This is a genomic window from Nocardia sp. NPDC058058, from assembly GCF_042885355.1.
In the GTDB taxonomy this organism is placed as follows: Bacteria; Actinomycetota; Actinomycetes; order Mycobacteriales; family Mycobacteriaceae; genus Nocardia.
In genome coordinates this window covers 1,244,205-1,265,204 of record NZ_JBHVSA010000001.1, presented here as the reverse complement: position 1 = coordinate 1,265,204, position 21,000 = coordinate 1,244,205, and the positions used below count along the sequence as shown (strand labels likewise).

The following is a 21,000-nucleotide window of genomic DNA, read 5'->3' as shown; positions in this document are numbered from 1 at the left end:
ACCAGCATCCAATTGCGTGCAAGGCAGCACGCAATTTGAGGGGTTGGCTAGACTGGCGCGGTGGTATCCGCCCTGCCCCCGAACAAGCATCAGGAGAAGAGCCTGCGCACGCGGGCGCTGCTGCTCGACGCCGCCATCGACAGCCTCGCCGAGGTGGGGTACGCCAGCGCCTCGATCGCCGATATCACCGCGCGGGCGGGCGTGACCCGGGGCGCGCAACTGCATCACTTCCACACCCGGCAGGAATTGTTCGCCCAGACCATTGAACATCTGACCCAGCGGCAGCGGGAAGCGTTGCAGCGCAAGACGCGAACGCCGGGGGCGACACCGGGACAGATCCTGGTCGAATTGGTGACCGCGCCCTTCTCGGGCAAGCTCGGCAAGGCATCCGTCGAGCTGTATGTCGGCATCGCCAATGAAAAAGAGTTGCGGCGCAATATGCTTCGCGTGCAGCACGAGCTGACCGTCGAGCTGCTCGACGCCTGCGGCGCACGCATCGAAGTCCCCAGGGCGCGACTGGAATCGGCGTTCTGGCTGACCATCAACCTGGTGCGCGGTGCCACCCTCGACGAGATGGTGGGGCGAGATCGCTTGCGCCGCAAGCAGGTTCTCGCCGACTGGGCACGGATTGCCGACGATTTACTGACCTGAGGTCGAAACGGGACGCTTGACGGCCGCGATATACCGGTCATAGGGACGTTCTGAATCAGCGCTCGGCGCACCGCCGGGCGCGGCCTCGGGGGAGGACATCGCCATGGCGATGAATCGTCGGTCTGTGCTGCGTGCGGCCGCGCTGGGTGTGGCATGCTCGGTTGTGGATCTGGGAGCGCTATCCGGTTGTATGCCCGAATCGGCTGCCGGGCAGGTGGATTGGAATGCCCTGCGGCAGGCGCTGGCGGGTGCGCTGATATTGCCGGGCGATGCCGACTACGCGACCGCGAAGCTGGCCTACAACCCGCGCTTCGACGATCGGAAACCGGCGGCCATCGCCCGCTGTACCAATGCCTCGGATGTGCAGCGGTGCGTCGCGGTCGCCGCGGAATCCAGCGTGCGGATCGCGGCGCGCAGTGGCGGGCACAGCTATGCGGGCTACTCCACCCCCGACGGCGGGTTGATCGCCGATGTGGGGCCGATGAATTCGGTGCGGGTCGCCGCCGACGGCACCGCGGTGATCGGCGCGGGCGCTCGGCTGATGGACGTGTACTCGGGGCTGGCGCAAGCCGGGCGCTGTCTGCCGGGCGGATCCTGTCCGACGGTCGGCATCGCGGGACTGACGCTCGGCGGGGGACTGGGGGTGCTCACCGGCAAGTACGGATTGACCTGTGATTCACTGCTTTCGGCGCAGGTGGTCACCCCCGACGGGGTGCTGCGCACGGCCTCCGCGACATCGGAACCGGATTTGTATTGGGCGTTACGCGGGGGTGGCGGCGGAAACCTCGGGGTCGTCACCGAATTCACCTTCCGGACGGTGGAGGCGCCGCGACTATCGGTATTCCAGCTGCGATTCCCGGCCGGTGCGTTCACGGACGTATTGGGCGGCTGGCAATCCTTCACGCACTCCGCGCCCGACGAATTCTGGTCCACCCTCGGAGTTTCCGCCGGAAATCCGCCGACCTGTCGAATCAATGGCTGCTATGTCGGCTCCGAGAACGATTTGATCGCGCTCGTGGACAAACTGGTGGCAGCGACCGGATGTCAGCCCACGAATCGGTATTCGCTATCCAAGGACTATCTGTCGGCGATGATGTATTTCGGCGGCTGCGCGAATTACACCGCCGAGCAATGCCATCCATCCTGGAACGGCGCGGGGGTACTCGGGCGCGAATCATTCATGGCATCGTCTCGGGTGCTCACCGGGCGGCTGTCCGACCCCGGCAAGCTGACCGCACTGCTGACCGACCGGACCGGCATGGACATCCTGCTCGACAGTCTGGCCGGGGCGGCGAGCCGAATCGGCGTCGCGGATACCGCCTTCCCGCATCGCGACGCTTTGGCCACCGCGCAGATCTATGTCGGCGCGACGACCCCTGACGCTCGCTCGGGCGTGAGTGAGGTGCGGGACGCGCTCGGCGATCTCACCGGCAATACCGCCTACGTCAACTACATCGATGAGGATCTGCCGAACTGGTCGGACGCCTACTACGGCGTGAACGCGGCTCGGCTGCGACGGACCGCCCAGAAGTACGATCCGCACGGCGTTTTCGACTTCGACCAGTCGGTCATCAAATGCTGATTCAGAACGGCGCGGGCAGGCGAGTGTAGACGCCGGGATATCCGGGCTGTGCCGCGCCGCGACCCCATGAGGTGAGGCCGACCAGTTTGCCGTCGGCCAGTAGTGGCCCGCCGCTGTCGTATTCGCCGGTGTCGGCCCGGGTTGAACCGGCGCACACCATCTCCCGGGCATCGAACGCGCCCGGATAGGCGCGAGCGCAGTCCGCGTCGCCGACCATCGGTACGGTGGCGGCGCGCAATCGGGTGTTCGAGGTATCGCCGTCCGAGGTCGCGCCCCAGCCCAGGACGGTGGCCGAAGCGCCCTGCGGTGCGGCGATCGGGACGGTCTGGCGGGTCTGCGGATGCTTCAGCGTGAGGATCGCGATGTCATCGTGGTAGACATCCACCCCGTCGACGGTGTCCTGCCGGAAGTCCGGGTGCACGCGCACCGCTATGACGCTCACCGTGAATCCGGTACCCGAGCTGAGGTCGCCGCGGTCGAAGGTCACCGTCAGCGCTTCCGGTAGCAATGCCGCCAATGGCACACAGTGCGCGGCGGTCAGCACCTGATCCGGGGCGATGAGCGCGCCGCCGCAGAATTGTCCGGAGGGCCGATCGAAGAACACCGGACTGCCGACCGCGACCAGCCACGGGTACGCGCCGGTATCGGCCGTTACGCCGCCGATCACCGCGCCCGCGGGCAGCGGAGCGGTGCAGCCGAGGAACACCGCGGTCGCGGCCGCGATACGGCGGGGGAGTGACACCCTCGCACTTTACCGATCCAGGCTCCGCGCAGGCTGTGAGCTGTCGGTGCGGCTGAGTATCGTCGGCGCTATGACGTCTTGGAATGAGTTCGCCGGGGCAGCGCCGCGGATCGCCGAGATCTTCACCCGTCGTCACGCCGCCACCGGCAAGTTGTGCATGCTCGCCACCCTGCGCTCGGATGGGTTCCCCCGCATCAGTCCGCTGGAACCCGCGCTCTTCGAGGGCGAACTATGGCTCGTCGGCATGCCCGACACCACGAAATTCAAGGATCTCGAACGCGATCCGCGCTTCTGCCTGCACACCGCCACCGTCGACACCCATGTCGCCGACGGTGATGTGAAGCTGTTCGGCCGGGTGCGTGATGTGCAGGATCCCGCGCTGCATCAGCGGTGGGCCGAGGCACTCTATGTCGAATCCGGCTTCGACCTGCGCGGGCGCGACTTCGACCACTTCTATGCCGCCGATCTGACGGGCGCGTCCTCGGTGGAGGTCGGTGACGGGCATATGGATGTGACCGTGTGGAAGCCCGGTCAGCCGGAACGAGTTGTCCGCAAGCACTGATGAACACCATCCGGGGACGGCAGACCATGCAATATTGCAGTGAGTGTAATTGTGCGCGAACTGCATTCACGCACGAACTGCCGAACGAGGCGTGTTTCAACGGTTTTCGTACGACTCGACCTGGTGATTCGCCGGACGAGCCGGATAATCGTGTGCCCCTTGGCTATCGGGAGCGTCCCTCGCGGATCGCGGGTGCGGTCGTATGGGAACGCGATATCGCCGGGGACGCAGTTGCCCCGGTTCTCCCGGACGGTTGCATGGATCTGCTCTGGATGAACGGCCGCCTGACGGTAGCGGGTCCGGACACCCGGGCGTACCACCCGACCGTAGGACCTCTCACTCGTATCGCGGGTATTCGCTTCGCGCCCGGTGCGGCGCCCGCACTACTGGGTGTGCCCGCCGATGAACTCCGCGACGGCCGACCGGATCTCGCGGAGCTGTGGACCCCCGCGCTGTCTCGCCGCGCCGCGGCACTCTTCGAATCCGCGCCCTCACCCGTCGCAGGCTTGGAGGCGATAGCCGCATGGCGCGCCGCCGAAACCGACCCGCTGGATCCGATGGTTCCCCGTATCGTGACGGAACTGCGGTCGGGCACATCCACGATCGCGACCCTCGCCGCCGACCTCGAGATCGGCCCCCGCCGCCTGCACCGCCTCTCCCTGGCGGCCTTCGGCTACGGCCCCAAAACCCTCACCCGAATCCTGCGCATGCAACGCGCCCTGGCCCTGGCCCGCGCGGGCACCCCACTCGCCGAAACAGCTTTCCGCACCGGCTATTCCGACCAATCCCACCTCTCCCGCGAAATCCGTGACTTCGCGGGAATGCCCCTCACTGAATTACTGACCCACTAACCCAGCGCCGCATACAAATCCACCCCATTCCCATCGGGATCGAGCACAGTCGCATACCGCTGCCCCCAAAACGCATCAAACGGCTTCAATTCCCCCCGATACCCCGCCCCCACCATTTCCTCGAACTTGGCGTCCACCTCCGCAGCCGATTCGCACCGACAAGCCAACCCCATCCGCCCGGTCGCCCCCTTCCACCCCGGATGAAACGAAAGAATCGTCCCCTCGGTATCCAACGCCAACCGCACCCCACCCCCAAGCGCCGCCTCCACATGCGGCTCCTTCTCCGCCCCCTCCTCAAACTCCACCCCGAGCCGCCGATAAAACCCCACAGCAGCCCCCATATCGGCGACAACAATCCCCACAACATCAATCCGAATAGTCATACCCGAACGGTAAGCCCGCCCACCACGCCACGTCTTGAACAAATCGGACACCGGCATGTCCTGGCGGCCGGACTATCGACGGGACCGAGTTCGTGTTCAGCCGCGGGCGTGGACTGCGGCTAGGCGGGCGGAGCGGATGGCGTTCCAGAGGGGGCGGAGGAGGGTTTCCTGGGCGGCTATGGCGGTGGCTGAGGTGGGGGCGGAGGCGGGGGCTCGTTCGGCAACGGTGAGGATGGCGGCTACCTGGTCGGCGGTGTCGAGGATGCGGCGGGCGCGCAGGGGGAGGGAGTCGGGGTATTGGTGTTGGGAGAGGGCGGCGAGTTCGTCTTCGATGAGGTCTCGGGGGCTGGGGCCGTTCGAGTCGAAGGTGGTGGTGTGCAGTTGCTGGAGGGCGTCGGCGGCGTCGCGGACCGCTTGGCGCATGGCGTATTCGGCTTCGCCGAGCGGCATATCGGGCTCGATGGCGAAGGGGATGGGGGTGGAGTAGACGCGCCACTGCAGGGTGTCGTCGTCGGTCCAGATCGGGACCAGGCCGGTGCCGTCGCTGCCGGGGGCGCCGACGTACAGGCCTTCGCCCGCTTCGGTTGCGGCGGCGGCGAATTCGGTGCCGACCGGGACGCCGCGGACATCACCGGCGACCGGGAGTACCAGGCGCACCTGGGCCTGCGGACCGGTCGATGCCTCGCGAATCAGTTTGAGCAGCACCATGATCCCCGCGCCCGCGGGCTCGGAGGATTCGTCGGCGGCCCACGGTAATCCGGTGTGGCCACCGGTGACGGGGTCCCCGGCGGCAACGGTTTGGCGGGGCGCCCAGGCGCGCAGTGCATCCAGCACATCGTCAGGGGCGCTGCGGCCGGCAAGCCAAGAGCCTGCCCAGACCGTCAGCGTCGCGCTCGGGGTACTCATCCTTAGAGGATAACTGGCCGGGAACTATGCTTCAGGAAGGAAATCGATCAACCGTTCGACGGCACGATTGGCCCGGCTTCGGGACAATGGGAGCCGATGTTCGACGATCGAAGGCCGGGGAGATGAACGGTTCCATAGTGCTCGGCCTGCTCGCCTCCCTCTTCGGAGGATTGTGCGTGGCGCTGGCGACCTACCTGACCACGCGCGAGCGCACCGCCGCCGAAACCCGCAAGCTCGAGGCCGAGACGCAACGCGTGCGCATCGAGACCACCAAGACGTTTCTGGAAGCCAAGGCGCTGCCCGGTTTCGCCTCCTCTGAGGGCAAGCTGCTCACGGGATGGGTTCTGAGCGAGAGCGATCCGGGCAAATACGAAATCGGCATCGACCGCACGGTGCGCGGTCGGCACAGCCCCGCCGGATATGTCCGCTCCCGCAGCGACGCCACCGGCTTCGGCACCCTGATGCAGATGATCAAGGCCGAACAGTTCCGCGGCAAACGCATTCGCCTGTCCGCCTACGTCAAAACCGCCGCCCCCGCGAGTTCGGCCGTGGCCCTGTGGATTCGGGTGAACGGCCGCAAAGGCGAAATCCTGCTCTTCGACAATATGGAGGACCGCCGCATCCGCGGTACCACCCGCTGGACCCAACACCACGTGGTCTCCGACGTCCCCGACTCCGCCCAATACATCGCCTTCGGCCTCCTGCTGGAAGGCTCCGGCGAAGCCCGCCTCAGCGATATGGACCTCGAACCCGTAGGCCCCGACATCGCCGCCACCGCCACCGAACTCCTCAACGACGACGAATTCCCCGACCGCCCGGTGAATCTCGACTTCAACGTCGATTAGCCCGTTTTCGGCCGCCTGCTCGCCCCCAGGTGAACGGGGGTTCGCCATTCGGTGACGGGAGCGAGTGCTGTTGGTCGACAGCGTATTTCGAGGTCTGCGGATGTTTTTCGGGGGTGGCACGATGAGGTGGAAGGTGGTTTCGAAAGGAACGAGGCGGGGTAATGGCCGGTGTGCGTACCCGTGAGCGGGTTGGGCGGGCGCGGGTGTCGCCCGCGCGGGGGATCAACGGCTGGTTGGTTGGGGGCGCTTTCGCTTTCGGGGTCTTTCAGATGCTGCTGTTGCCGTTGGCGCTGCTGCCGCAGGACGCGCGGTGGGGGTGGACGCTGGTGGTGGGGGTGCTGGCGACGACGCCGTTCTGGTCGCTGATTCACGAGGCGATTCATGGCACGTTGCTCACCGACAGGGGGCGAAATGATCTGTGCGGGCGGGGATTGGCGATGCTGTACGGGTCGCCGTTCGCGATGCTGAAGACCGGGCATCTGCTGCATCATCGGTTCAGTCGGACGCGCGAGCGCGCCGAGGTTTACGATCCGGCCACGTCCAGCTGGGTGCGGTTCGCGCCCGGGTATTACCTGCGACTGTTCGGCGGGCTGTATCTGCTCGAGCTCGCGGCGGTGCCGTTGGCGGTATTGCCCGCGCGCGGAATCCGGATCTTCGCGCGCCGGGTGGACGCCCCGGATTCGGTGGCGGGGTTGCTGTTCGAGCGAATCGCGCAGGCGAGACTGATCGGCCAGTTCCGCACCGACGCGGCGGCGATAGCGGTGCTGTTCACCGGCGCGTTCCTCGCCTACGGCCCCTACGGGTGGATGCTGCTGGCCGCGTTGGGCGGGCGGGCGTTGATCGTGTCGATGTCGGACAACGCCTATCACTACGGCACCGACCTCGACGCTCCGCTGGAGGCGTTGAATCTGCGCCTGCCCCGCACCCTGGAACGCTTCGCCCTCAGCTTCAATCTGCACGGTGTGCACCACCGCCATCCCGGCCTGCGCTGGTACGAACTACGCGAGAAGTTCGATCGCGGTGGCGGCGAATACGATCTCGGCTGGGGTCCGGCCGCGGCCCGCCAACTGCGCGGGCCGATCAAGCTGGAGCACCCGGATTCGACTGCCGCGCAGCCGGTTCGCCGCTGACGCTATTCCGGTTCGGTGACGAAGTCGATGAGCCGCTCGACCGCGCCGATGAGCGGCGTCTCCAGATCGCGATAGGAATTGACGGCGTTGTACACCCGCCGCCACCCCTCCTGCGGGGTGCCCCAGCGCAACCGCCGGCAGATACCGGTCTTCCAATCCTCGCCACGCGGAACATCCGGCCAGGCGTCGATCCCGACGACGGACGGCCGAACCGCCTGCCACACATCGATATACGGGTGCCCGGTCACCATGACGTGCGGCCCGAGTCCCTGGGTGAGCCCGGTTTCCTTGGATCCGGTCACCAGATGATCGACGAGCACCCCGACCCGGCTCCCCGGCCCGGGTCGAAATTCGGCGAGCCGCGCACCGAGATGATCCAAACCCTCGAGCTGTTCCACCACCACACCTTCGACCCGCAGGTCATGCCCCCACACGCGTTCGACCAGCGCCGCGTCGTGCACACCCTCCACCCAGATCCGACTGGCCCTGGCCACCCGCGCGCGAGCGCCCTCGACGCGAGTGGAACCGGACGCCGACCGGGTGGACTGCTTGGGCGCGGCCGCGGTCGGCCGCACCAGCGTGACGGGCTGCCCGTCGATCAGGAATGCCGCCTCGCGCAGCGCGAACAACCGCACCCGCCCGCGCCCGTCATCGAGTTTGACGAAGTCCCCGTCGTACGTGCGCTCGAATCCGATTACCGCACCGCAGAATCCGCTGGCGGCATCCTCGGCGACGAGATCGCGTTCGGCGATCACCTTCGGTATCTCGCGCTTTCGCGTCCGCGCATGCCCGGAGAAGATGTCGCCGCTGTAGATGTCACGCCCGCTCACCGCATCGAAGGTACCGGGTGCGCCGGGAAACTCCCCGCTCCGACGCGCGTTTTCGACCCGGGTACCGATTCGGGGGTCGGCGCGGTCGATCTTGCGCACCCCCGCGCGAGAACGATTACTGTGGTGTCGTGGCCGCAATCGTTTGGCTGGTCGCGGGGTTACTCCTCGCGGCGGCGGAGATGCTCACGGGTGATCTGACGCTGCTCATGCTGGGCAGTGCCGCGGTGATCACAGCGGGGGTGGCGGGATTGACCGGCGCACCGCTGGTGGTGGACGCGGTGGTCTTCGGTATCGCCGCGATCGCACTGATATTTCTGGTTCGCCCACTTCTGTTGCGCCGCTACGCGACTCCGCCGCCCACGCCCACGGGTGTGGACGCGTTGCCGGGTAAGACGGCGCGTGTGCTGGAAACGATCGACGAGCATGGCGGCCGGGTGAAACTCGACGGTGAGGTGTGGAGCGCTCGCGCGTTCGATCCGCAGGAGCACTATCCCGAGGGGACGACCGTCTACATCATGAGGATCGACGGCGCTCATGTCGTCGTGTGGAAGGGGCCTTAGATGGCTGTACTGATAGTCGCCGTAGTACTGGTCCTATTGGTGGTGGTGGTCGTCTTCAAGTCGGTGGCGCTGGTGCCTCAGGCCGAGGCCGCCGTGATCGAACGACTGGGTCGTTATTCGCGCACCGTATCCGGTCAGTTGACCTTCCTGGTGCCGTTCGCGGACCGGGTGCGCGCCAAGGTGGATCTGCGCGAGCGGGTGGTGTCGTTCCCGCCGCAGCCGGTCATCACCCAGGACAACCTGACCGTGCAGATCGATTCGGTGGTGTACTTCCAGGTCACCAGTCCGCAGGCCGCGGTCTACGAGATCAGCAATTACATTGCGGCCGTTGAGCAATTGACGATCACCACGCTGCGCAACGTGGTCGGCGGCATGACCCTGGAGGAGACGCTGACCTCCCGCGATCAGATCAACCATCAGCTGCGCGGCGTACTGGACGAGGCCACCGGCCGCTGGGGTCTGCGGGTGTCGCGCGTGGAGCTCAAGGCGATCGATCCGCCGCCCTCGATTCAGGAGTCGATGGAGAAGCAGATGAAGGCGGACCGCGAGAAGCGCGCCATCATCCTCACCGCCGAAGGTCAGCGCGAGGCCGCGATCAAGACCGCCGAGGGCCAGAAGCAGGCGCTGATCCTGTCCGCGGAAGGCTCCAAGCAGGCCTCCATCCTGTCCGCCGAGGGTGAGCGGCAGTCCCGCATCCTGCGTGCGCAGGGCGAGCGCGCCGCCGCCTACCTGCAAGCTCAGGGCCAGGCCAAGGCCATCGAGAAGGTCTTCGCCGCCATCAAGAACGGTAAGCCGACCCCCGAATTGCTGGCCTACCAGTACATGCAGACCCTGCCCCAGGTCGCCAAGGGCGATGCCAACAAGGTGTGGCTGGTGCCCAGCGATTTCGGCAAGGCGCTGGAGGGTTTCGCCCGCAATTTCGCCACCGAGGGCAAGGACGGCACCTTCCGCTACGAGCCCGCCACCGATACCGAGCCCGCCGAACGCCCCGAGGACGACACCGACGAGGTGGCCGACTGGTTCAATACCGCCACCGATCCAGCGGCCGAGCGTGCGGTGCGCGCGGCCGAGGCCGATGCCCGCGCCCCCGCCGATCCGTCCGCCCTGCCGCAGGCCCGTCCGCGCGCGGAAACCCAACTGCCGCAGGCGCGTCCGCAGCAGCAGCCGGAACCGCAGCAACCGGAGCCGCCGACACAGCAGCAGTATCGGCAGGAGCCGCCCGGTGATCAGCGCTGGCAGCAGCCCCCGCCGCCGGGACGCCCGCTGGGCCGCTAGGCAGTCGACCGTCGTCTCGGCTCAGGCGATCGTGCACGCGACGGCGGTCAGCGTGGTGGAGAAGTGCTCATTGGTTTGTAGCGTGTTCACGCTGACCGCCGCCGCGGTGCCGCGGGGCGTGGCGACCGCGAACGTGCTGAAGCTGGGGATTCCGCCCGCGTGCCCCCACACCTGCTTCACGTCCCTGCCCTCGCTGCCGCAGGGCAGTCGCAGCCGCATCAAGCCGAGTCCATAGGCCATGGCCGTGGATTGCCCCATGGGAACGGTCTGCTGCATCTGCGCGAGTTGTGGTGCGGGCAGCAGTTTTCCGGTCACCAGCGCGGTGAAGAAGCGGTTCAGATCGGATCCGGTGGAGATCATCGCGCCCGCCGCGCCCGCCCACGCCGCCTCGGTATCGGTGGCGTCGACCCATTTGCCGTCGACGCCGCGGTAGCCGAGCGGGTGCGGCTCACGCAGCGAGGTGTCACCGGCCGCGGGGAAGTAGGTGTCGCGCAAACCGAGCGGTTCGAGAATGCGGCTGTCGATTTCCTCGGCGAGCGAGCGGCCGGTCATGCGCTCGATCAGCATATCCAGCAGCACATAGTTGGTATTGGTGTATTCGAATCGCGCGCCCGGTGCGAACTGCGGCGGCATGCTCATCGCGATGGCGACCAGATCCGGCGGGGTGAGATCGCGATACGCCTTCCCGTCGCCGGTCTGATCGAGCTGCTGCGGCAGCTTGTGCGAGGGATCCTCGGGCGCGAAATCCGCCAGACCGCTGGTGTGCTGGAGCAACTGGTGCACGGTGATCCGTCTGCCGTCATTCCCATTGCCCTGCACCACGTCCGGCAGATATCGCTCGATCGGCGCTTCGAGTTCGATGGTGCGGTTCGCGATCAATTGCAGCGCGACGGTGGCGACGAAAGTCTTGGTGACACTGCCGATTCGGAAATGCGCGCCCTCGGCGTAGGGCGTTCCGGTGCCCAGATCGCCCGCGCCCGCGGCGAATGTCCGCTGCCCTTCGGCACTGTCCACTACCGCTTGCGCGCCGGGCATCCCGGACCGAACCAGCGCGTTGAGCGCATCGGTGACCTGCGCCGACGGCGATGCGGCCGGACTGGCCGCCGTACCGCTATCGCAGCCCGCCGTGGCGAGCAGGGCCGCGGCCGCGAGCACCGCGTACCCGCCCCGCCGCCGGAAAATACCGCCACCCACGCTGCTACCCCTCTCCACCACACACCGAAGTCGCGCCGTACACGACGATTTCGACGTTAGAGAAGGGCGCACACCCCTGGCTATCCGGTATCCCCCGGAGTCGGTTGTACCCCCACGGTCGTACGTGCCAGCACGCGAACTCTCGTCGGCGCGCGGTCAGTCCGAGCTCACACCCGGATTGCCGTCCTCGATGCGCCCGGTGACGCGGCGGCGGAAATCGGTATCGCCCTCGGCGGTGATCTCCAGGTCGTACCAGCCGTCGTGGGTGGGCCATTCCAGGCGTTGGTCGCCGCCCGGGGCCAGTTCGATCCGGCGCGGATCACCGCCACCGCGCCGCGCGGTAACCGTCACAACGACAACGCGCCCACCATGATTGGCGAGCGCGAGTGCGAGGGTGCCGCGGGTGCCGGGTTCGGCCCCGACCCGGACCCCGGCCGCGGCTCCCGCGCTATTGCCGCGCAGTTCGTGCCAGAACCGATTCGGCCCCTGCACGATGAGGTCGTATTTCCCTGTCACGGTGAACTTCTCGGTCGTGGTGCGCGCGATGTCGTAATGCCGTGGGTCGCCCGATACCCCGGCGAAGGGATAGATGGTGAAATGCGCGGAGGCCCGGCCGGTATCGGTGAGCGTCACCGACAGCGTCGTCCCGTCCAGCGCGCTGGAGACCGCGGGCTGATAGGGGAGCGGCCGCGCCTTGCGCGTTCCCGGTTCCTGACTCGGAATCGATTGCGCGCCGGGCGGTTCCGCCTTCCAGCGGGAGGTCGCGGCGGGCACCGTCCCGGGCGTGCCCAGCCGCGGCCGTTTCCCGGCGGCGGTGAAATCGAAGACCGAGGTCATATCGCCGCAGACGGTGCGCCGCCAGGAACTGATATTGGTTTCGCGCACCCCGGTCCACAGTTCCAGGAATTGCAGTACCGAGGTGTGGTCGAAGACTTCGGAGGAGACGAATCCGCCCATGGTCCAGGGCGATATGACCGTCATCGGCACCCGCACCCCGAGCCCGATGGCCTTCCCGTCGTACCAGTCGTCGCCATTGCCCGAGGCCGGTCGCGGCGGCACCGGTGACGGCACGTGGTCGAAGTAGCCGTCGTTCTCGTCGAAGGTCAGGAAGATCGCCGTCTTGGACCAGGTGTCGATATCGGAGCCGATGATATCGAGGAGTTTGTGAATGAAGGACGCGCTGCCCACCGGCGTCGACTCCGAGGGATGTTCGGAGTAGCGCGCGGGCGGCACCAGCCAGCTCACCGCCGGAAGCCGGTCCGCGGCAATATCATCGGCGAAGCGTTGCAGCAGGCTGTCGGGTTCACCCCGGAACATGCCCCGGTCGAACAGGCTGCGTTCGGCGGGAGTCAGCTTGTCCCGTCCGGCCTTCAACTGTCGCAGTAGCCGCTGCTGATCGGAAAGCGAACGCCCGGACAGGGATTCGTAGAACTTCTCGGTGGTGAGATATTGCCCGCGCACACTGTCGAGCACCTTGCTGCCGATGCGCTTGAACGGCAGGAAGTATTCGATCGGGTTATCGGTGAAGTTGTCCCACTCCTGATAGACCTGCCACGACACCCCGGCCGCTTCCAGTCGTTCGGGATAGGTTGTCCAGTCGTAGCCACGATGCCGAGCGTCGTATGCCGCGTTGTCCACCGCCCGCTTGCGCCCGCCGGGCTCGAACCCCGTTGTGCCGGTGAAGAAGTAATTGCGATTGGGATTGGTGCCGCCGAACATCGAACAGTGGTAGGCATCGCAGATGGTGAAGGTGTCCGCCAGCTCGTACTGCAGCGGCAGATCATGACGCTCGTAATAGGCCATGGTGGCCGGACTCTTGGCCTCGATCCACCGATCCCACCAGCCCTGCCCCCAGGCCTTGGTGCTGCCGTTCCATTCGTGATCGAGACTGTCCAGATATTGGATATCGCTGTCCGGCCGCCCGGCGCGCGCGGCCGCGGCGCGCGCGGAGAACGGCAGTACCTCACCGCTGGATCCGCGCGGTTGCCGGAACGCGGTGCCGCCGTTGCGCAATCGTAGCGGGGTCTCATCCCCGAAGCCGCGAACCCCGGCGAGCGACCCGTAATAGTGGTCGAACGACCGGTTCTCCTGCATGAGCAGCACGACATGTTCGATGGCGCCCAGTCCGCCCGCCCGCACCGGTGCCGCCATGGCTCGGTGCAGCGAAGACGGAAGTAATGATGCCGCCGCCGCGCCCGCCGCGATGGTCGCCGCCGAGCCGAGCAGCCGCCTTCGAGAGACGTTGACCATACGTCGAAGTACAGCAGCCGGACAGGAACATTCGGTGATCGCCGGATGATCGCCGTATGAAGGTCCGAGGGGCCAAGGTTGCCGCGGATGGGCGAGCGCGTGTCCCAGATGCCGGGAACATGAACGGCAGCCGCCGGCAATGCGTACCGCACAGGCCCGGCAGCGTCCGCGCACCCGTGCGATACACGCCCGGCACAGGCCGAGGGCCCTCGACGATGTGTGGTCGAAGGCCCTCGGCATAGCTTCGGACAGTATCAGCCGGCAACCGCTCCGAAGCGTTCTCCGGAGATGGCGCGCGAGGGCGCACCGTCGACGCCCACCGGCACGTCCCCTTCCAGGGTGGTGCGGTACAGCACCCGGGTCACATCGAGGTGGTCCAGATCGCTGGGCGCCAGGTGCGCGGTGGCGCGATTGTCCCAGAACGCGAGACTGCCCTTCTCCCAACGGAATCGGACCGTGTACGCGCTATCGGACAGCTCCGCGTAGAGCAGTTCGAGCACGGCGTCGCTCTGGCGCGGGCTCAACCCCACGATGCGGGTGGTGAAGCCCGGATTCACGAACAGCACCCGCTCCCCGGTCACCGGGTGCACCCGGACCACCGGGTGTTCGGTGACCAGCGGCGCCTTGGCTACCTTCTTGGCGTAATCGCTGTCCGCGTCCCAGGCGGGCTGCTTACCGCCGAACCGGTGTTCGGCGCGCAGTCCGTCCAGGAACGACTTCAGCGAATCGGGCAGACCCTGGTACACCGCCGCCAGATTGGTCCACTGGGTGTCGCCGCCGCGCTCGGGTGCGATCTCGGCCCGCAGCAGCGAGGCCGCCGGGGGATTGATGAGCGGGGAGACATCGGTGTGCCAATGATTGGTGTAGCTGAACTTGCGCCGCCCGAACCGCTTCTCGTACAGGCGGCTGTCCACGGCCAGGATCTCCGGGAACTCGGTGGGCGCGTCCGTGTCATACGGATGCGAGGGCGTGACCGCGCCGAACCGCCGCGAGAACGCGATGTGCTCGGCATGCCCGATGTCCTGACCGCGGAAGAACAGCACCTTGTATTCGTGCAGCGCCGCGGTGAGATCGGTGACCTGCTGATCGGTGAGTTCGGCACGCAGATCGATATCGGTGATCTCGGCCCCGATATGCCCGGCGACCGGGGTGATGCGCAGCGTGCCGGTATCGGCGAAAGTGGTCATGATCGTGCCTTTCGTAATCGGGATAACGGAAAGTTCAGGCGGTGGCCTGGATTTCGGTCGGCGCGAACTGGCTCTCCACCGGCTCCAGGCCGTAGTGACCGCGCAGGGTGGTGGCGGTGTATTCGGTGCGGAAGAGCCCGCGTTCCTGCAGGATCGGGACGACCTTGTCCACGAAGTCCTCGAGTCCGCCGGGCAAGTACGGCGGCATGATGTTGAAGCCGTCGGCCGCGCCGCCCTCGAACCAGCTCTGCAGGTCATCGGCGATCTGTTCGGGCGTGCCCGCCAGGGTGCGGTGTCCGCGCCCGCCGCCGAGCTTGCCGATCAGCTGGCGCACGGTCAGGTGTTCCTTCTCGGCCAGCTCCTTGACCAGGGTGAAGCGGCTCTTGCCACCCTCGATCTCGCTTTCCGGCGGCAGCGGGGGCAGCGGCGCGTCCAGGGCGTGTTCGGTGAGATCGATACCGAGCAGCGAGGAGAGCTGGCGCAGTGCGTAATCCGGGGAGATCAGATCGGTGAACTCCTGCTCCAGGGCCAGCGCCTCTTCTTCGGTGTCGGCGATGAACGGCACCAGGCCGGGCAGCACCTTCAGCTCATCGGCGGAGCGGCCGTACTTGGCCAGGCGCGATTTGAGATCGCGGTAGAACTCCTGGCCTTCCTCGAGGGTGCGCTGCGCGGTGAACACGGCCTCGGCGTAGCGGGCCGCGAATTCCTTTCCGCTTTCCGAGGATCCGGCCTGCACCAGCAGCGGGCGGCCCTGCGGACTGCGCGGTGAGTTCAGCGGGCCCTGCACCTGGAAGCGCTCACCCCGATAGTCGATGGTGTGTACCTTGTCCGGATCGGCGAAGACGCCCTCCTGCGGATCGAGCACGATGGCATCGCTCTCCCAGCTGTCCCACAGCTGCACGGCCACATCCACGAATTCCTGTGCCCGCTCATAGCGGCGCGCATGCTCGGGAATCGAGTCGTAGCCGAAATTGAACGCCTCCTGCTCATTGCCGGAGGTGACGATATTCCAGCCCGCGCGGCCACCGCTGATGTGATCGAGGGAAGCGAATTTGCGTGCCAGATTGAAGGGTTCGTTATAGGTGGTCGACGCGGTGGCGATGAGCCCGACGTGTTCGGTCGCGGTCGCGATGGCCGCGAGCAGGGTGACCGGTTCGAAGACCGCGAGGGTATTGCGCTTGATGCGCGGCCCGACCGCGAGCCCGTCGGCGAAGAACACCGAATCCAGCCTGCCGCGCTCGGCTATGCGCCCGAGCTCCTGGAAGTGACCCACCTCCAGCACCTGATGCTCCCGGGTGCGCGGGTGCCGCCAGGCGGCTTCGTGGTGCCCGACGCCCATCAGGAAGGCATTGATGTGAAAAGTCTTGCGTGACATGGAAAGTGTTCCTTCGAAATCAGCGTTCGGACTGGACGCGCCAGCGGGACAGTCGGCGTTCGAGCGCGACCAGCAGGCCGTTGAACGCCAGTCCCAGTAGCGAGATGGTGACGATGCCCGCGTACATGGCGGGAATCTGGAAGTTCTGCTGTGCCGCGGTGATCAGATAGCCGAGACCGGCGCGCGCCCCGACCATTTCGGCCGCGATCAGCACCAGGATGGAGGCCGAGGCGGCCATTCGGATACCGGTGAAGATGGCGGGCACGGCCGCGGGCAGCACCACCTTGGCGAACAGCGGAATGGGTGAGAAACCCAGTGATACAGCGGATTTGATGAGCAGCGGATCGACACTGCGCACACCGCTGATGGTGTTCAGCAGGATCGGGAAGAAGCTGGCGTACACCACCAGCGCGATCTTGGAGGTCTCGCCGATGCCGAGAATGAGCACGAACACCGGAAGCAGCGCCAGCGCGGCGGTATTGCGGAACAGTTCGAGAATCGGGGAAATGAATTCCGCCACCGGCCGATACCAGGCAATGGCCACGCCCACCGGAATGGCGGACGCCACCGCGATCGAGAAGCCGATACCCGAGCGCGTCAGGCTCGCCGACACATGTTCACCGAGCTGACCGGACCGGAACAGCTCCAGCCCCGCCGACCACACATCCGAGAACGGCGGCAGGAAGACCGGATCCACCAGCCCGAATCGCGGCGCGAGCTGCCAGATGATCAGGAACAGCACAATCGCCAAGCTGGGCTTGATGATTCGCCACGCCAGCCGTCCGGCGATCCTGCCGATGCGCGCTGTGGAAACCGCCGGGGCGGGAACAGCTCGGGTGGATGCGCGTTCGGTAGGTGTTAGCGTCTCGCCGTTCGAGGATGAGACCGCGCCCGATGGTGCGGTCGTATCGCGGTCGACGTCGGACTCTTTCAGACCGGCCGTTGCGGTGACCTGAAGTGCGCTAGACATGGCTGGCTCTCCTGTCGGTGGCGGCGAGCGCGGCGGTCTCCTGGCCCTGCGCCCGGGCGACTTCATCGCGCAGCAGCGACCAGATGTGGTGCCGCACTTCGCGAAAGCTCTCACTGGAGCGGATATCGGCGTCCCCGTCACGATCGAGTTCGATATCGACGACCGCCTTGACCCGCCCGGGCCGGGAGGTGAGCACCGCGACGCGCTGCCCGAGGTAGACCGCCTCGTCGATACCGTGCGTGATGAACAGGATCGTCTTGCCGGTGGCCTTCCAGATGCGCAGCAGCTCGTCCTGCAACGATTCCCGGGTCTGCGCGTCCAGTGCCGCGAACGGCTCGTCCATGAGCAGCACCTCGGGATCGAACGCCAGGCTGCGGGCAATGGCGACGCGCTGCTTCATCCCGCCGGAAAGCTCATGCGGATACCGATCGCCGAATCCGGCCAGGCCGACCAATTCGAGGTAGTGTTCGGCGATCTGCCGCCGTTCGCGCCGTCGAATTCCCTTGGCCTCCAAACCGAATTCGATATTCGTGCGAGCCGTGCGCCACGGCAGCAGCGCGTACTGCTGGAAGACGATCCCGCGATCGAGGCCCGGCCCGGTGATCGGCGCGCCATCGAGAAGGATCTGCCCCGTGGTCGGCTTGCTCAGCCCGCCCAGCAGATCCAGCAGCGTGGACTTACCGGAACCGCTGGGCCCCACCAGAACCAGGAATTCCCCGTCCCGCACCTCGACCGTGATGTCCTCGAGCGCGGTGAACGCGGCGTTCTCCCCGCGCACCGGGAAGTCCTTGCGCACCCCGCTCAGCGCGAGCTTGACCCCGCTCATTTCGCCGCCGCCGCTTCACCACTGGGCCCCGCACCGGCGGGGTACTTGCCGTTGCTGTACGGGTTGTCCTTATTGGTGTAGAGATCCTTGGCCTGGTACTTGCCCGCGGGCAGTTCACCATTGCGCACCAGCCAGTCGAGCCAGACCTGGAACTCGCGATCCTCGACCACCGCACCGGGCACCGGGATGCCCGAGCTCTTGTAGTACTTCAGCAGTCCGGTGTTCTCATTGCGGCCGCGCTTGGTGATGATGGATTCGAAGCGCGCCACCACCTGATCGCGCGGTGTCACCTGCAACCAGCGGGTGGCGCGGGCGGTGCCCTGCACGAAGTCGGCCACCGCGTCCGGCTGCGACTTCAGGTAGTCGTTGCGGAAAACATAAGTGCCGTAATCGAATTTGCCGAACAAATCCTTATCGGTGTACAGCGGGTGCAGGCCGCCGCGATCGACGGCATTATCGCGGAATACCGAGCCCAGGGCCGCCGCGTCGATCTGTCCCTTGCGCAATGCGTCCTCGGTATTGGCGGGCGGCAGCACCACCAGCTGCACCTGCTTGATCTCGGCATCGCTGAGCCCCTGCTGATGCAGCCACTCGCGGGTGACGAACTCGTGGTGCGCGCCCAGGGTGTTGACGCCGACCTTCTTGCCGATCAGGTCCCGCGCCGAGGTGATGCCCGAATCGTCCTTGACGAAGTAGCCGGTGAACGATTCATCGTCCGCCCCATAGGAACTCAGCACGGCGGTGACCGGTGCACCACCGGCGACCAGCTTGATCACCGCGCCGTTGAAGGCGCTGCCGAACTCGATCTGCTTGGTCGCCGCGGCCTGGATATTGGCCGGGCCGCTGGTGGTGTCGCCCTCCCAGTGCAGGCTGATCTTATTGAAGTAGCCCAGATCCGCGGCGAGTTCGAACGGTGTCACCTGTCCGGTTTGACCCTGGTAGCGCACAACGGTTTTCCCGTCGGCGGTGGTGGCGGGTTCGGACTTACCGCAGCCGGTGAGCACCCCCACGGCGCTGGTGATGGCGAACGCGGCGGCGAGTATGCGCAGCGTTCGAGCAGGTCGAAATGCTCGTGCGGGTCTGGAAACGGAAGCCATAGTGATTCTTTCGATGAACGCGTATGCGGTAACGCGTATTCGCCAATGATCGGTTGATCAGATGGTGTCGTCGCCGGGACGGTGCGGCAATCGTCTTTTCACGATGTGGAAATCAGCGTGATTCTTATTCGACGGCGGAATCCGTTGCCCCGCCGACGGTTTGGAACAGGGGTGCGATACGCCCGGCGGTGATCCGCATGGCGGGCACGATATTTCGGATCAGTTCGGCATTGAGGCGCGCCGAACGCGCCTGTACCGCGATCGCGCCGCGCACCCGTTTATCGGGTCCGACGATCGGCACCGCGACCGCGCGGATCGGATCGTCGGTCGGCATGAGTTCGGTGGCGAAACCGCTGCGCCGGACGCGGTCGAGATCGGTGTGCAGGCCGGGGGTCCGCGCCGGGTGGGTATCGCGCCGGGCGGCGTGCTCCTCGGCGATGGTGTCGAAGGGGGAGAAGGCCAGCAGTGCGTGCCCGGCCGCGCTGGCCCGCAGCGGCCGCCGGTCCCGGGGCAGCTGGTTCGGGCAGAAATACACCGGTGGCCTGGCCTGGAACACCGTGACCGCGTCCCGGTCCTCGGCCATGCTCACGGTCACGGTGATGCCGATTCCGGCCGCCAGCGCGTACAGGTGGGGTGCGGCCGAGTCCAGGCCGAACCGCCCGAGCGCGGGCCGCGCCAGCGATGCCAGGCCGTGACCGATGCGGTAACGGTCCGTCGCGGGGTCCTGTTCGAGCAGCCGCCCGCGCACCAGCGCCTGGGCGAGCCGGTGCACGGTGCTCACCGGTAGATCGGCCAGGTGCGCCAGCTCGCTCACCGACAGCTCGGGATCGCCTTCGAAGCAGCTCAGCACCCCGATCGCGCGGTCGACGGCACGGGCGCCGGAGCGCGGTTCCTCGGTGGCCATAGGTCCTCCTGCGGGGACGAAACAGTGGTCCCCGGAACTATGGTCATGGCTCTGACCGGCGGCAATGGTTGTGCGCACCCCGATCGCAGGTCTCGAGAAGCCGGTCGAATCGGGTCTCGGGAAGGGGTCCGCATCGCTCGAAATCTATTTCTATTACGCGACCCGGGTCACTATTTTCGAGTGGCCTCCGTCACATTATCGGCGGTGAATTCGAACAATGTAATTCACCATTCGTCCGGTGCTGTCTGCATAAACTCCGCGAGTGCGGTGCACGCCAATTTGTCAACCGCCCGTGATCGCCCCGTGATTAGTTGTGATTGTTCCGTTACCGTCGTTCACGGCTCGAATCAACGAGTCCGAAATCGAACCGCCGAACACCGGCAACCCCGTCCCGCGGTTCGAACGAAACCGACATCCCTGGGGACGGGGACCCGCAGCCGAGAGCGCGGGCCGGCAGGGCGCAGGCCAGGAATCCCATATGACTCGCAAGTTCAGCACCCGCATGCTCGTCGCCACCGCCGCCACCGGCATTCTCGCCGCTGTCCCGTTCGCGATGTCCACCGGCACCGCCTCGGCTGCCTCGGGCAACTGGGACGCCGTCGCACAGTGCGAGAGCAGCGGCAACTGGGGCGCCAACACCGGTAACGGCTTCTACGGCGGCCTGCAGTTCACCCAGAGCACCTGGAACGCCTACGGCGGCGCGGGCAATGCCGCGAACGCCAGCCGCGAAGAGCAGATCCGCGTCGCGGAGAACGTGCTCGCCGGTCAGGGCGCGGGCGCGTGGCCGCACTGCGGCGCGTACCTGTAAGGTACCGCGCGCTGCCGGTTCGACCGGCGCACCAAGCATGACGATGGCCCCGGATCAATGGCGATCCGGGGC

The 21,000-nt window shown here is 66.6% G+C and carries 21 protein-coding genes; 9 read left to right on the top strand and 12 right to left on the bottom strand.

Annotated elements, in window-relative coordinates; translation table 11 throughout:
- Positions 1 to 60: 60 nt before the first annotated feature.
- Entirely contained in the window at positions 61 to 651 is a 591-nt protein-coding gene (locus ACFVUS_RS05810) for a TetR family transcriptional regulator (RefSeq protein WP_387762012.1), read from the top strand.
- Between the two features lie 103 nt (positions 652 to 754).
- Positions 755 to 2,233, top strand: a complete 1,479-nt coding sequence (locus ACFVUS_RS05805; protein WP_387762011.1) for an FAD-binding oxidoreductase — start codon at positions 755 to 757, stop codon at positions 2,231 to 2,233.
- Between the two features lies 1 nt (position 2,234).
- Here ACFVUS_RS05805 and ACFVUS_RS05800 read toward each other — a convergent pair whose 3' ends face one another.
- Complete coding sequence (locus ACFVUS_RS05800; RefSeq protein ID WP_387762010.1) at positions 2,235 to 2,975, bottom strand: S1 family peptidase; 741 nt, start codon at positions 2,973 to 2,975, stop codon at positions 2,235 to 2,237.
- Between the two features lie 70 nt (positions 2,976 to 3,045).
- Here ACFVUS_RS05800 and ACFVUS_RS05795 point away from each other — a divergent pair, with 70 nt between their 5' ends.
- Positions 3,046 to 3,537 (top strand): pyridoxamine 5'-phosphate oxidase family protein, encoded by a 492-nt coding sequence (locus tag ACFVUS_RS05795; protein ID WP_387762009.1) that lies wholly within the window; start codon positions 3,046 to 3,048, stop codon positions 3,535 to 3,537.
- Positions 3,538 to 3,689: 152 nt separating this feature from the next.
- Complete coding sequence (locus ACFVUS_RS05790) at positions 3,690 to 4,388, top strand: helix-turn-helix domain-containing protein (RefSeq protein ID WP_387762008.1); 699 nt, start codon at positions 3,690 to 3,692, stop codon at positions 4,386 to 4,388.
- Here the strand turns inward: ACFVUS_RS05790 and ACFVUS_RS05785 are convergent.
- Positions 4,385 to 4,771, bottom strand: coding sequence for a VOC family protein (locus ACFVUS_RS05785; RefSeq protein ID WP_387762007.1), 387 nt, complete (start codon positions 4,769 to 4,771; stop codon positions 4,385 to 4,387). The genes ACFVUS_RS05790 and ACFVUS_RS05785 overlap by 4 nt on opposite strands.
- Positions 4,772 to 4,867: 96 nt before the next feature.
- Positions 4,868 to 5,677 (bottom strand): hypothetical protein, encoded by an 810-nt coding sequence (locus tag ACFVUS_RS05780; RefSeq protein ID WP_387762006.1) that lies wholly within the window; start codon positions 5,675 to 5,677, stop codon positions 4,868 to 4,870.
- A 122-nt stretch (positions 5,678 to 5,799) separates the two neighbouring features.
- Here ACFVUS_RS05780 and ACFVUS_RS05775 point away from each other — a divergent pair, with 122 nt between their 5' ends.
- Both ACFVUS_RS05775 and ACFVUS_RS05770 read left to right on the top strand, forming a co-directional pair.
- The gene (locus tag ACFVUS_RS05775) at positions 5,800 to 6,522 is read left to right on the top strand and encodes a hypothetical protein (protein WP_387762005.1); all 723 of its coding nucleotides are present in this window, start codon (positions 5,800 to 5,802) and stop codon (positions 6,520 to 6,522) included.
- A 161-nt stretch (positions 6,523 to 6,683) separates the two neighbouring features.
- Positions 6,684 to 7,652, top strand: coding sequence for a fatty acid desaturase family protein (locus ACFVUS_RS05770; RefSeq protein WP_387762004.1), 969 nt, complete (start codon positions 6,684 to 6,686; stop codon positions 7,650 to 7,652).
- Between the two features lie 2 nt (positions 7,653 to 7,654).
- On the opposite strand, the gene ACFVUS_RS05765 is transcribed toward ACFVUS_RS05770, so the two are convergent.
- Positions 7,655 to 8,482, bottom strand: coding sequence for a DUF3097 domain-containing protein (locus ACFVUS_RS05765; protein WP_387762003.1), 828 nt, complete (start codon positions 8,480 to 8,482; stop codon positions 7,655 to 7,657).
- Between the two features lie 128 nt (positions 8,483 to 8,610).
- Here ACFVUS_RS05765 and ACFVUS_RS05760 point away from each other — a divergent pair, with 128 nt between their 5' ends.
- Both ACFVUS_RS05760 and ACFVUS_RS05755 read left to right on the top strand, forming a co-directional pair.
- On the top strand, positions 8,611 to 9,042 hold the full coding sequence (locus ACFVUS_RS05760) for an NfeD family protein (RefSeq protein ID WP_387762002.1): 432 nt from the start codon (positions 8,611 to 8,613) through the stop codon (positions 9,040 to 9,042).
- A complete protein-coding gene (locus tag ACFVUS_RS05755) occupies positions 9,043 to 10,317 on the top strand; it encodes an SPFH domain-containing protein (RefSeq protein WP_387762001.1) in 1,275 nt (424 codons plus the stop codon). It abuts the gene before it with no gap.
- A 21-nt stretch (positions 10,318 to 10,338) separates the two neighbouring features.
- Here the strand turns inward: ACFVUS_RS05755 and ACFVUS_RS05750 are convergent, their stop codons facing one another.
- The 8 genes from ACFVUS_RS05750 to ACFVUS_RS05715 form a co-directional block, all read right to left on the bottom strand.
- A complete protein-coding gene (locus ACFVUS_RS05750; protein WP_387762000.1) occupies positions 10,339 to 11,511 on the bottom strand; it encodes a serine hydrolase domain-containing protein in 1,173 nt (390 codons plus the stop codon).
- 156 nt (positions 11,512 to 11,667) lie between these two features.
- Positions 11,668 to 13,761 (bottom strand): phosphocholine-specific phospholipase C, encoded by a 2,094-nt coding sequence (locus ACFVUS_RS05745; protein WP_387761999.1) that lies wholly within the window; start codon positions 13,759 to 13,761, stop codon positions 11,668 to 11,670.
- A gap of 254 nt (positions 13,762 to 14,015) precedes the next feature.
- Positions 14,016 to 14,948: a TauD/TfdA dioxygenase family protein gene (locus ACFVUS_RS05740; protein WP_387761998.1), complete on the bottom strand. Its 933-nt coding sequence runs from the start codon at positions 14,946 to 14,948 to the stop codon at positions 14,016 to 14,018.
- A 34-nt stretch (positions 14,949 to 14,982) separates the two neighbouring features.
- Positions 14,983 to 16,323, bottom strand: a complete 1,341-nt coding sequence (locus ACFVUS_RS05735) for an LLM class flavin-dependent oxidoreductase (protein WP_387761997.1) — start codon at positions 16,321 to 16,323, stop codon at positions 14,983 to 14,985.
- 19 nt (positions 16,324 to 16,342) lie between these two features.
- On the bottom strand, positions 16,343 to 17,293 hold the full coding sequence (locus ACFVUS_RS05730; protein WP_387761996.1) for an ABC transporter permease: 951 nt from the start codon (positions 17,291 to 17,293) through the stop codon (positions 16,343 to 16,345).
- Positions 17,286 to 18,119, bottom strand: coding sequence for an ABC transporter ATP-binding protein (locus ACFVUS_RS05725; protein ID WP_387761995.1), 834 nt, complete (start codon positions 18,117 to 18,119; stop codon positions 17,286 to 17,288). Before ACFVUS_RS05725 ends, ACFVUS_RS05730 begins: the two co-directional genes overlap by 8 nt.
- Positions 18,116 to 19,216 carry an ABC transporter substrate-binding protein gene (locus ACFVUS_RS05720; RefSeq protein WP_387761994.1) on the bottom strand — a complete coding sequence of 367 codons (1,101 nt, stop codon included), beginning with the start codon at positions 19,214 to 19,216 and terminating at the stop codon, positions 18,116 to 18,118. Before ACFVUS_RS05720 ends, ACFVUS_RS05725 begins: the two co-directional genes overlap by 4 nt.
- A 124-nt stretch (positions 19,217 to 19,340) precedes the next feature.
- A complete protein-coding gene (locus ACFVUS_RS05715; protein ID WP_387761993.1) occupies positions 19,341 to 20,120 on the bottom strand; it encodes an IclR family transcriptional regulator in 780 nt (259 codons plus the stop codon).
- A gap of 478 nt (positions 20,121 to 20,598) precedes the next feature.
- On the opposite strand from ACFVUS_RS05715, the gene ACFVUS_RS05710 reads away from it, so the two are divergent.
- A complete protein-coding gene (locus ACFVUS_RS05710; RefSeq protein WP_387761991.1) occupies positions 20,599 to 20,928 on the top strand; it encodes a transglycosylase family protein in 330 nt (109 codons plus the stop codon).
- The last annotated feature ends 72 nt before the right edge of the window (positions 20,929 to 21,000 follow it).